Genomic DNA, 12,181 nt, shown 5'->3' with positions numbered 1-12,181 from the left:
GGGTCGCCGGTGGACGCTGCCCACCGGCGACCCCGGCCCGGTTCACCGCACCGAGCAGAGCGTGCCGTTGAGCCGGAAGGCGGTCGGCGTCACGTTCGGGCCGCTGTACGCCCCGACGAACCCGGTGCCGACCGTCCCCCCGGCGGGGATCCGGCGGTTGTCGTCGGTGGCGGTCACCCGCACGGCGGTGCCGACCTGTTCCCAGTTCGCGTTCCAGCCGCTGCTGACCTGCTGCCAACGCGTCGGCCAGGTCCAGGTCAGCGTCCAGCCGTCGACCGCACTCGTCCCGGTGTTCGCCACCTCGACGTCGGCCACGTAACCGTTGCCCCAGTCCGTGGTGCTGGCGAAGCGGACGGCGCAGGTGCTGCTCGCCGGGCTGCCGGTGGTGAAGGTGAGCGGCGGGGATGACCAGGAGACCCGACCCGCGGTGTCACGGGTCAGCACGTTGACCGTGTACCGGGCGCCGGGGGCGAGGTTGTCCACGGTGAGACTGGTGCCCGAGGTCTCCCCGAGCTGTTCGCTGACCGCGCCGTACTGCCGGTACACCTCGTACTTGGCGATCGGGGCGGCGCCCCGGGTGGCCGCCGGCCAGGAGATGGTCGCGCTGCGGTGGGTGACGTCGTCGACCGTGGGTCGGCCGGGTGCGCTCGGCTGACCGCTCGGCGCGGCGGCCGGACGCACCACGAGCGTGGTCAGCGAGTACGGCGGCAGGGTCCGGCTGGTCGCGCTGCCGGACTGCGCGGTGGTGACGGCGGTGGCGCCGTTGGTGTGGGTGTGCACGGTCGGCGCGGCGGCCGACGGGGCGAACCCGGCGTAGTCGACGCTGACCTCCCGCGCGTTCTCCGGGTCCTTGTTGATCAGCAGCACCGCGACCTCCCCGTTGGCGCGGCGCACCGCGTGCGCGGCGACCAGCGGGTCACTGGTGTCGGCCCGGATGAACTGGTCGCCGGTCCGCGCGAACCGGCTCATCATGGTCAGCCCGTGGTACGACGCGAACGGCGTGTTCAGCGGCGGCTCGCAGACCGACCCGTCCGAGGTGCAGGTGCCGCTGGAGAGCATCCCGAAGTCGCCGTAGTCGGTCTGCCCGGCCACGGTCGTCACCTTGCCGATGCCGTTGCGCACGTTCCACCACTGCACGGTGAAGACCCCGTTGGCGAGCAGCCCGCTGTAGGCGTCGGCCAGGAACAACGCGGCCGGTTGGCTGGTCATCCCCTCGGCGGTCACGTTCACCTCGGTGAGGCTGATGCCGATGCGGTCCGCGTCCGGCCCGGCGTACCGGCTGATCTGCTGCCGGAGCAGGTGCACCGCGTCGGTGATGTGGCTGGTCCGGGGCAGCGACTCGGCCGGGCTGCCACCCGGGTACCAGTGCACGTCGACGAAATCGATCTTCGGTCCGGCGATCGACAGGACGGTCTGGTTCCAGGGTCCCGGGTCGGCACCGGCGGTCAGCCCGTCCGGCCAGTTCGCCGGCATGGTCAGCACCGCGCCGACCTTGATGTCCGGATCGACGGCCTTCATCGCGTCGGCGTAGTCGACCACCAGGTTCGCGTAGTACGTGGCGCTCTTGTCCGGGTGTTCGTCGGCCTCCCAGGCCGATCCGTAGTGGCCGTTGCCGTAGTTCTCGTTGCCGACGGCCCAGTAGCGGGCACCGTATCCCTTGGTCACGTTGGCGTACCGCACCCACTCGGCCGCCTCCTGCGGCGTGCCGGTGCCGTAGTTCGCGATGATCATCGGCTGGGCGCCGGCCCGGCGGACCCCGGCCATGAAGGTGTCGAAGTCGGTGTTCGGCGCGACGTACCCACCAGGTGCGGTGTGGTCACGCCAGTGGTAGATGTCGGCGTACGAACCGCCGGGGTACCGCATCATCTGCACGCCGGCCGCGCGCAGCAGGTCCGACGTCTCCGTGGTGCCCAACTGCGAGTCCCAGATGGCGTGGTTCACGCCGAGGGCGGTGTCCGGCACGGCGGCCAGCCCGGCCCGCGCGTTCACCGTCACCGCCACCGGTGCCGTCGCCGCGCCGACGCTGGGCGGCGCGACACCGAGTAGCGCGCCGGTGGCGAGCAGCAGGCTCGCCGCCAGGGCCGCCCGGCCGCGCCGGGAGAGTCGCAACGGCGGGTTCAGGGGTCGAACACCGTGCCTGTTCGAGATGGTCATGGTCGTCCTTCGTGTGTTCACGGCGGCGACCCGCCCGGCCCGGCGTCCGAGGCAGGCAGCTCCGGACGCGGGCGGACGCCACGACAACAGCTCGTCCGCCGCCTCCCGGAAGGCCGTGGCGGCTCCGGGTGCCCCTGAGGCGGCGGTCAGCGCGCTCACGCGACCGGCATCGACGCATCAGAATCCCACACGCTCCGACGTGGACTCAACGACGCGCCGGACCGATTCGGTGGCGACGTCGGCGGTCAGGCCACCTTGGGGGTGGCCCGGTCGATGATCGCGGCGAAGTCGACGCCGGCCGGCAAAGTGCCGTACGCGTGCCCCCGGTCGACGCCGAGGCGGGAGGCGCAGAAGGCGTCGGCGACGGCCGGATGACCGTGGCGCACCAGCAGCGCGCCCTGCACCACCAGGGCCAACTGCTCGACCACCCGACGGGCCCGCACCTCCAGGTCCACCGGGTCGTCCAGGGCGACCTGGAGCTGGTGCACCGCCGCGTCGAGCCGGGAGTCCGCCCCGGCCGCCATGCCCACCTCGGCCTCGAACGCGGCCCGTACCTCGGGTTGCCCGGTCAACGCCCGCAGCACGTCCAGCGCGGCGACGTTGCCGGAGCCCTCCCAGATCGAGTTGAGCGGCGACTCGCGGAACAGTCGGGGCATCCCGGACTCCTCGACGTAACCGTTGCCGCCCAGGCACTCCAGGGCCTCGGCGGCGTGCCCCGGCCACCGCTTGCAGACCCAGTACTTGCCGACGGCCAGGGCGATCCGCTTGAACGCCGTCTCCACCGCGTCACCTCGCACGGAGCGGTCCGTCGCCCCGGCGAGGCGCATCATCAGCACGGTCGCCGCCTCGGACTCGACCGCCAGGTCGGCCAGGACGTTGCGCATCAGCGGCTGGTCGGCGAGATAGCGGCCGAAGGCCCGCCGGTGCGCCGCGTGGTGCGCCGCGGTGATCACGCCCTGCCGCATCCCGGCCGCCGCGCCGATCACGCAGTCCAGCCGGGTCAGGTTGACCATGTCGATGATGGTGCGGACACCCCGCCCCTCGTCACCGACCCGCCAGGCGACCGCGTCGTCGTACTCGACCTCGGCGGAGGCGTTGGACCGGTTGCCCAGCTTGTCCTTCAGGCGCATCAGCCGCATCGGGTTGCGGCTGCCGTCGGGCAGCACCCGGGGCAGCAGGAAGCAGGTCGGTCCCTCCGGGGTCTGGGCCAGCGTCAGGAACAGGTCGCTCATCGGTGCCGAGGTGAACCACTTGTGCCCGACCAGTCGGTAGCTGCCGTCGGCCTGGGGGCGCGCGGTGGTGGTGTTCGCACGGACGTCGGAGCCGCCCTGCTTCTCCGTCATCGACATGCCCGCCAGCAGTCCCCGCTTGCCCAGTGGCTCACGCAGCCCGAAGTCGTACACCCGGGCGGTGATCAGCGGCTCGTAGCGGTCGGCCAGCTCCGGTGCGTGCCGCAGCGCCGGCACCGCGGCATAGGTCATCGAGATCGGGCACCCGTGACCGGCGTCCGGCCGCCACGTGTAGAACCCCGCCGCGCGGGCGACGTGTGCGCCGGCGCGCGGGTCGGCCCAGGGCGCGGCGTGCAGCCCGTGGCCGACGGCGGTCCGCATCAGTTCGTGCCAGGACGGGTGGAACTCCACCTCGTCGACCCGGCGGCCGTAGCGGTCGTGGGTGCGCAGCGTCGGCGGGTGTTCGTTGGCCAGCCGACCGTGCTCGGCGGCGGCCTCGCCGCCCGCCAGTCGGCCGAGTTCATGCAGGTCTGCCGTTGCCCAGTCGGCGCCCTCGCGGGCCAGTCCGGCCAGCAGCGCCGGGTCGTCGGCGACGTCGTGACCGACCAACGGCGGAACCTGGTTGAACACCTCGTGCGTGGCCACGTGCGGGACTCCCCTCGGCGGTGCGGGCGCGAACCATCATCCAGTTTCCCGAGGCGGAGCCGTCAACCCTGGCCCGTGGCCGTCAGGGACTTGGCGAACCAGTGGTGCGCGTACGGGTTCGCGTTGTAGCGCGGGATCTCGTGGTAGCCCGCGCTGCGGTAGAGCCGGATCGCCTCGGTGAGAGCGCCGTTCGTGTCGAGGCGTACGGCGTCCGCCCCGCCCGCCACGGCGTGCCGCTCCAACTCGGTGAGCAACCTCCGGCCGACCCCGAGTCCGCGTACCGACCCGGACACCCACAGGCGTTTGATCTCGGCGGGCGCGCCGGGGTCGAAACGCAGTCCGCCGCAGCCCACCGGTTCGGTGGCGAGCGTTGCGACCAGGAACAATCCGTCCGGCTCGACGAGGTCGGGCTCGTCGTCGCCGCCCGGGTCGAAACCCGCCTCGAAGCGCTCGTCCAGCTCCCGCACGTACGCCCGCAGGCAGGCCCGCGCCCGGGGGTCGCGGGGATGACAGGGTGCGATGTCGACCAGTGACGCCATCAGCAGCCGCTCGACCTCGGCCATGGCGGCGGTGAGCCGGCCGCGCTGCCCGTCGGTCAGCGGCGCGAGCATCGACCAGGCCAACTCGTCGGACCTGCGGTCGAGCAGGTTCCACTCGGCGTGCCCGTCCTCGGTGAGGCGAGCGGCACGGACGCGCCGGTCGCCGTCGCCGGGACCGACCACGACGAGCCCGGCCGCTTCCAGGGTGCGGAGCAGCCGGCTCAGGTGACCGGCGTCGAGATCCAGCCGGGTACGCAGCGCGGCCACCTCGGCTCCGGCCGGGCCGATCTCCCAGAGCAGCCGCGCCTGCCCCAGGGGCCGGTGGCGGGCGAGGTAGTCGTCGTCGAGTGCGCCGACCCGTTGGGTGACGGTGCGGTTGAAGCGCCGCACCACGTCGACCAGTCCACGATCCACGATTGCTGACTTTAGTCAGGTGATCTGGACCGCACCAGGACCGGCCCCGTCATCCGCGCAGCACCGGTGAGGCCAACGCGGTCAGGGCGGACACCGTGAGCGCTCCGGCGCAGCCGTGGAGCACCAGCGAGGCGTCCGCGATCTCGGCGACGGTGCCGAGCAGCGCCGTGGTCAGCAGCAGCGGCAGGCTCTGCACGAGTACCAGCACGGACTGCACCCGGGCCAGGTGTGTCGCCGGGGCGGCGGCCAGGATCAGCGGGCCGACGTGGGTGGCGAACAGGCCCGACCCGACGCCGACGGTGGCCGCGGCGGCGACCGACCATCCCGGCGCGCCACCCACCGCCAGGGCGACCATCCCGACGGCGGCTGTCAGCAGTCCGGCGACCGCCGTCGCGCCCGGCCGGGATGCCGCGCCCCGCACCAGCACCGTCAATGCGACGACGGCGGTACCCGCAGCGAGGCCGGCGACGACCGTGCCGGTGGCCGACGGTGACCACGCGCGCTCGCGGGCCAGCAACGGCAGCACCAGGGACGAGACCGGCAGCAGGAACGCTGCGGCGGCTCCGGTGAGCAGCAACGTGGGGCGCAGGGCGGGGTGGGTGGCGGCGACGCGAAGCCCGTCCAGGGCGGCCCGCCACACCGGTGCCGCCTCCGGACCGGACGCGGATGCGTCGTCGGTCGACCGGTACCGGCGGTGGAGGGCGACCAGGATCGACAGCATCACCGCGAAGGTCGCGGCGTTGACCAGTGCCGCACCGGCGAGGCCGACCGACGCGAGGAGCAGACCGCCGAGGGCCGGGCCGGCGAACAGGGCCAGTTGACCGGCGAGCTGGCGTGCCGACATCGCGGGCGCCAGGACGGCCGGCGGCACCAGGCGACGCGGCATCGACCCGCTGCTGGGCAGGTGGAAGGCGTCCACCACGCCGGTGGCCAGGGCGGCGATCAGCAGCGGCGGGCGCGGGTCGGTCGACGACCAGGCGGCGAGGGCCAGCGACAGGGTCACCACCACCATCGCCGCGTCGGAGACGATCATGACGCGCCAGGGTCCGACCCGGTCCGCCACCGCACCACCGGCCATCAGCAGCAGCGCCCGGGGCAGGTTGATCGCGGTCAGCACCAGGGCGGCGAAGCGACCGCCGCACCCGGCCGCCACGAAGGCCATCGCGAACGCCAGGGCCTGTACGCCGACCAGGCTCACCGCGGTCCCGCCGAGCCAGGCCCAGTACGTGCCGGGCACCGTCGCCCGACCACCCGTCACTTTCACGTTCCCCCCCCCGTCGACGGGACCGGCGGCGCCACCGGGTGCGGCGCCGGCCCGGCTTCCCGGCACGGAGAGTGCGGCCTCGACCGGGTCGAGGGTCAAACGGCTCCGGGGCTTCGCAGGCACCCGGCCGCAGGCGCGTTGCCGACCGGTTTCCGGTGCCATCTCCCGGAAATCGGAGGCTTGCGCACGTGTTAACAGACCGCTACGTTAGCGCTAACATCGAACTAGGTGCATAGGTTGTCGGACCTCGGCGGCAAGACGTCCGAGGCACCCACGTCGTCACGGACCGCACACGACGCCGCCCCCGTGACGGGTCCGCCCGTGGCCCGCCGCCGGGGGTTCGACACCGGCACCCCCCACCCGGACATGGCCTCCCGTACGGCTCGACCGGCCGCCACCCCGCCCCCGGACGAGCCCGACCGACGCCCGTCCCGACTCCGGAGGTCCTGATGCCCCACCCGTCCCTGAACCGTCGTCACCTGCTCCAGGCCGCCGGCGTGGCGGCCGTCGCCGGCACCGTCGGCCCCGTGCTGGGCGGCCAGGCCGCAGGTGCGGCGATCCCTCCGGCCCGGCCCGACATCGGCGTCTCCGCGTACGCCTTCGACCCGGGTCAGGTCCGGCTGACCGCGAGCCGGTGGCTGGACAACCAGAACCGGACGCTGACCTACCTGCGTTTCGTCGACGTCAACCGGCTGCTCTACAACTTCCGCGCCAACCACCGCCTCTCCACCGGCGGCGCTGCGGCGCTCGGCGGGTGGGAGGCGCCGTCCTTCCCCTTCCGGACCCACTCCCAGGGGCACTTCCTGACCGCCTGGGCACAGATGTGGGCCGTGCTGGGCGACACGACGTGCCGCGACAAGGCCAACCTGATGGTGGCCGAGCTGGCCAAGTGCCAGGCCAACAACGCGGCGGCCGGGTTCAACACCGGATACCTCTGCGGCTATCCCGAGTCCGACTTCACCGCCGTGGAGAACCGCACGCTCAGCAACGGCAACGTGCCGTACTACACGATCCACAAGACCATGGCCGGGCTGCTCGACGTGTGGCGGCACATCGGCAACACCCAGGCCCGCGACGTGCTGCTGGCGCTCGCCGGCTGGGTGGACTGGCGTACCGGGCGGCTCAGCTCCGCGCAGATGCAGGCCATGCTGGGCACTGAGTTCGGTGGTATGAACGCGGTGCTGACCGACCTGTACCAGCAGACCGGCGACGCGCGCTGGCTGGCCGCTGCCCAGCGCTTCGACCACGCCGCCGTGTTCAACCCGCTCGCCGCCAACTCCGACCAGCTCAACGGGTTGCACGCCAACACCCAGATCCCGAAGTGGATCGGTGCGGCCCGGGAGTTCAAGGCGACCGGCACCACCCGGTACCGCGACATCGCCGGCAACGCCTGGAACCTCACCGTCAACACCCGCACCTACGCGATCGGCGGCAACAGCCAGGCCGAACACTTCCGGGCACCGAACGCCATCGCCGGGTACCTGCGCAACGACACCTGCGAGCACTGCAACACGTACAACATGCTCAAGCTGACCCGGGAGCTGTGGCTGCTCGACCCGAACCGGGTCGCGTACTTCGACTTCTACGAGCGGGCGCTGCTCAACCACCTGATCGGGGCGCAGAACCCGGCCGACGCCCACGGCCACGTCACCTACTTCACGCCGCTGCAACCGGGTGGCCGTCGCGGCGTGGGTCCGGCCTGGGGCGGCGGCACCTGGAGCACCGACTACAACTCCTTCTGGTGCTGCCAGGGCACCGGCCTGGAGAGCAACACCACGCTGATGGACGCGATCTACTTCCACAACGGCAGCACGCTGACGGTGAACCTGTTCATGCCGTCGGTGCTGACCTGGTCGCAGCGCGGCATCACCGTCACCCAGTCCACCAGCTTCCCGGCCGGCGACACCACCACGCTGACCGTCACCGGCAGCGTCGGCGGATCGTGGACGATGCGGATCCGCATCCCGGCCTGGACGCAGGGCGCGACGGTCAGCGTCAACGGCACGGCGCAGAACATCGCCACCGCACCGGGCACGTACGCCGCGCTGACCCGCAACTGGTCCTCGGGCGACACGGTGACCGTCCGCCTGCCGATGCGGGTGGTCGCGGAGCCGACCAACGACAACTCGACCGTGGTGGCGCTGCGGTACGGCCCGGCGGTGCTCTCCGGCAACTACGGCAACACCGCGCTGTCGGCGCTGCCCGCCCTGGTGACCGCCTCGGTGACCCGCACCAGCAGCACGGCGCTCACCTTCACCGCGACCGCGAACGGCGCCACCGTCAACCTGATCCCGTTCTATGACGCGCACGGCCACAACTACACCGTCTACTGGAGCGCCGGCGGCCAGGGCGGCACCGGTAGTGCGACGTTCCGGCTGGTCAACGTCGCCAGCGGACTGGTCCTCGGGGTCGAGAACATGTCCACCGCCGACGGCGCCCCCGCGCTGCAGTGGGGCGACACCGGCACCGCCGACCACGACTGGCAGCTCGTGGTCGACGGCGCGGCGGTGCGGTTCCGCAACGCCCACAGCGGCAAGGTCCTCGGCGTGCAGGACATGTCCACCGCCGACAACGCCCAGGTCCTGCAGTGGGGCGACACCGGCACCGCCGACCACCGGTGGACGGTGGTGGACGTGGGCGACGGCTCCCACAAGATCCGCAACGGGCACACCGGCAAGCTGCTCGCCGTCCTCAACGGCTCGACGGCCCAGGGCGCCCGGGTGGTGCAGGACCCGGACAACGGCACGCCGGACAACCAGTGGCGGTTCCTCCCCAACGGTGCGCGACGGATCCAGAACGTGGGCAGCGGCCAGGTGTTGGGCGTGCAGAACATGTCCACGGCCGACGGTGGTCTGGTGATCCAGTGGGGCGACACCGGCACCGCCGACCACCTCTGGACCGCGCTCGTGGACAGCAACGGCTACCTGCGGTTCCGCAACTCGCACAGCGGCAAGGTGCTGGGGCTGGAGAACAGCGGCACCGGGGCCGGCACGCGGGTGGTGCAGTGGGCCGACAACGGCGCGGGAGCCAACCGATGGCGGCTGCGGTACGGCTCCGCCGGCGCCTTCCGGATCCAGTCCGGCACCGGCGGACGCGTTCTCGGCGTCAGCGGTTCCTCGTCCGCCCAGGGGGCCCAGATCGTGCTCGCCGACGACACCGGCGGCAACGCCAACCTCTGGCGGTTCGTCTAGCCAGGACGGTGCGGGTGTCGAGGCGCGTCAGAGCCACCCTCGACACCCGCACCGGACGGCCCGGCCCATGGGAGCGCGCCCAGTACGCATCGACGACGGTGTTACGCGGACATTTCAGACGAGTATCGCGGAAACTCTTGACGATCCATGTTAGCGCTAACAAGCTAGGGGCCCGTCACCTCGCCTCTGGAGCTCGTATGCAGGTGTTCGTCGGCTCTCGCACGCCCCGCCTCCGGCCCCTCCTCAGACGGATGCTCACCGTCGGCCGTCGCGCCCCGGCCCAGCGGTCCCGCGCCGCGATCCGGCGTCGGCGGGCCACCGCCCTCACCGCGACCGCCGCGCTGCTCGGCGCCGGACTGGTCACCACCGGCGGCACCGCGCAGGCCGCCGAGCCCTGGTCGCCCCGATCGTCGTACACCTCGACCGACCGGGGTGACGGCACCTACACCGTGCCACTGCTCCGGGCAGACGTGCCGGACATCGGCGTCGAACGGGTGCCGGCCGCGGAGAACGCCGAGGGCCGGGACATCTACTACATGATCAGCACCACCATGCACCTGAGCCCGGGTGCGCCGATCATGAAGTCGTACGACCTGGTGAACTGGGAGATCGTCAACTACGTCTTCGACCGGGCGAGCATCGGCGACTCGTTCTCGCTGCGCAACGGCCAGAACTCGTACGGCCAGGGCCAGTGGGCGTCGTCTCTGCGCTACCACGACGGCATGTTCTACGTCGCCTTCAACACCAACAACCTCGGCGGCGCCTACATCTATCGCACCGACGACATCGAGAACGGCGCGTGGCAGCGCACGGCCCTCGGTCGCGGCCTGCACGACCCGTCCCTCTTCTTCGACCACGACGGTACGGCGTACATCTTCTACGGCAACGGAAACATCAGCGCGGTGCGGCTCAACTCCGCACTGACCGCCGTCGTGCAGGACTACCCGAACGTCTTCACCGCCAACGACTACGCCGGCCGGCCCTTCATCGGCGGACTCTTCGAGGGCGCCCAGTTCTACCACATCAACGGCTACTACTACGCCGTCATCATCACCTGGCCCTCCGGCCAGGGACGTCAGGTCGTCATGCTCCGTTCGCCGGAGCTGCTCGGGCGCCACACCTCCGAGGGCGGGGTCAACACCTACGAGGCGCGCGGCGTGCTCAACTCCAACGGCTTCGCGCAGGGCAGCCTCGTGCCGATCGCCCGAGAGGGTGGTCAGACCGACTGGCACGGCATGTTCTTCCGGGACACCTTCCCGATCGGCCGCATCCCGGCGCTCATCCCCGCGACCTGGTCCGAGGACGGCTGGCCGACCTTCGGCACCAACGGTGTGGTGCCGGTGGAGGGCGCGTTCGCCAAGCCGATCGCGCTCAGCCCGGAGCAGGAGCGGTTCGAGCGGCAGAAGTCCATCGTGGTCTCGGACGACTTCGCCAACGACGCACCGCACAGGGCGTACATGGACGAGGAGTGGACCGCCCCGACGCCGGAGATCGAGGAGGAGATCAGGCCCAACGGATCGCGGCTTCACATGGCCTGGGAGTGGAACCACGCGCCGGACAACCGCCACTGGTCGCTGACCGACCGGGCGGGCTGGCTGCGGCTGACCACCGGCAAGGTGGTCACCGGCGGCTACGTCTACACCAAGCTCTCCAACCGCGCCGAGCTGGCCTGGTTCGAGGAGGCCCGCAACACGCTGTCGCAGCGGACCTTCGGGCCCCGACAGTCCGTCGAGACCAGGATGGACATCTCCCGGATGACCGACGGCGACGTCGCGGGTCTGGCCGCCTACAACCGGGGCTTCTCGTACGTGGCGGTCAAGCGTGCCGGTGGGGTGAACACGCTCGGCGTGGTCAACCGGGGGCAGCCCTTCGCCGTCGACCTCGACCAGGCGACGCTGGAGAACTTCCTGCCCGGCACGACGGTGCCGCTCGGCGACGCGACCGAGGTGCACGTGAAGGCGGACCTCGACTTCGCCTCGCCCACCGGGCAGCTCTGGACCACGTTCCACTACAGCCTGGACGGGGTGACCTGGACGCAGATGGGCAACCGGGTGGGTCCGCAGACGCTGGACGGCAGTCTGGCCCACTTCATGGGGCACCGGGTCGGCCTGTTCAACTACGCCACCCAGCAGACCGGTGGTCAGGTCGACTTCGACCACTACCTGCTCAGCGACACGCTCACCGCGCAGAACCGGCCGTTGGACACCGGCGCGCTGGACGCGGCCATCGCGTACGCGGCCACGCTCGACGAGTCGGCGTACCCGGCCGACGCCTGGGCCGCCATGCGTGCCACGCTCGCCGCCGCCACGACGGCCCGGGCCGGCACGTTCGGCACCCAGAACCAGATCGACGCGCCGGAACGGGCGCTGAGCTACCAGTTGGCCCGGCTCGGGGTGCTGCGCAGTGCCACACTCCCGGTCACGGTGACCGCCCAGACGCGGTGCGTCGGCGGTAAGGCGTACGTGGCGGTGCAGGCCCGCAACGACCACGACGCTCCGGTGGACGTGGTGCTGGAGAGCGCGTACGGCCGGCGGTCGGTTCCGGACGTGGCACCGGGTGCCCACGCGTTCCAGCAGTTCGCCGCCCGCGGCGCCGCCGCCCCGGCGGGTACGGCGACCGTCCGGGTGACCGGGACGGTCGACGGCAGGGACGTGACCACCGTCCGCACCGCGGCGTACCCGGCCACCACCTGCGGCGGCTGATCCCCACCCATCCGATCTGCCCCGGAGCCGGTTCCACGCCGGT

The 12,181-nt window shown here is 71.9% G+C and carries 6 protein-coding genes; 2 read left to right on the top strand and 4 right to left on the bottom strand.

The annotated features are described in order from the left end of the window. Positions 1-42: 42 nt before the first annotated feature. From ACFYTT_RS04160 to ACFYTT_RS04145, 4 genes are all read right to left on the bottom strand, one after another. Positions 43-2,154 carry a cellulose binding domain-containing protein gene (locus ACFYTT_RS04160; RefSeq protein ID WP_387257664.1) on the bottom strand — a complete coding sequence of 704 codons (2,112 nt, stop codon included), beginning with the start codon at positions 2,152-2,154 and terminating at the stop codon, positions 43-45. Between the two features lie 245 nt (positions 2,155-2,399). After that, positions 2,400-4,028 carry an acyl-CoA dehydrogenase family protein gene (locus tag ACFYTT_RS04155; RefSeq protein ID WP_131052924.1) on the bottom strand — a complete coding sequence of 543 codons (1,629 nt, stop codon included), beginning with the start codon at positions 4,026-4,028 and terminating at the stop codon, positions 2,400-2,402. Positions 4,029-4,090: 62 nt separating this feature from the next. Continuing rightward, positions 4,091-4,981, bottom strand: coding sequence for a bifunctional helix-turn-helix transcriptional regulator/GNAT family N-acetyltransferase (locus tag ACFYTT_RS04150; protein ID WP_176094020.1), 891 nt, complete (start codon positions 4,979-4,981; stop codon positions 4,091-4,093). 49 nt (positions 4,982-5,030) lie between these two features. Then, complete coding sequence (locus ACFYTT_RS04145; RefSeq protein WP_387257661.1) at positions 5,031-6,239, bottom strand: MFS transporter; 1,209 nt, start codon at positions 6,237-6,239, stop codon at positions 5,031-5,033. 455 nt (positions 6,240-6,694) lie between these two features. On the opposite strand from ACFYTT_RS04145, the gene ACFYTT_RS04140 reads away from it, so the two are divergent. Beyond that, positions 6,695-9,436, top strand: a complete 2,742-nt coding sequence (locus ACFYTT_RS04140) for a beta-L-arabinofuranosidase domain-containing protein (protein WP_387257658.1) — start codon at positions 6,695-6,697, stop codon at positions 9,434-9,436. A gap of 251 nt (positions 9,437-9,687) precedes the next feature. Then, positions 9,688-12,138 carry a glycoside hydrolase 43 family protein gene (locus ACFYTT_RS04135; protein ID WP_387257656.1) on the top strand — a complete coding sequence of 817 codons (2,451 nt, stop codon included), beginning with the start codon at positions 9,688-9,690 and terminating at the stop codon, positions 12,136-12,138. Positions 12,139-12,181: the final 43 nt, after the last annotated feature.

This window comes from Micromonospora sp. NPDC003816, from assembly GCF_042874705.1.
Taxonomy (GTDB): Bacteria; Actinomycetota; Actinomycetes; order Mycobacteriales; family Micromonosporaceae; genus Micromonospora.
Note: the sequence above shows the minus strand (reverse complement) of the source record. Positions and strands in the feature narration are given on the sequence as shown.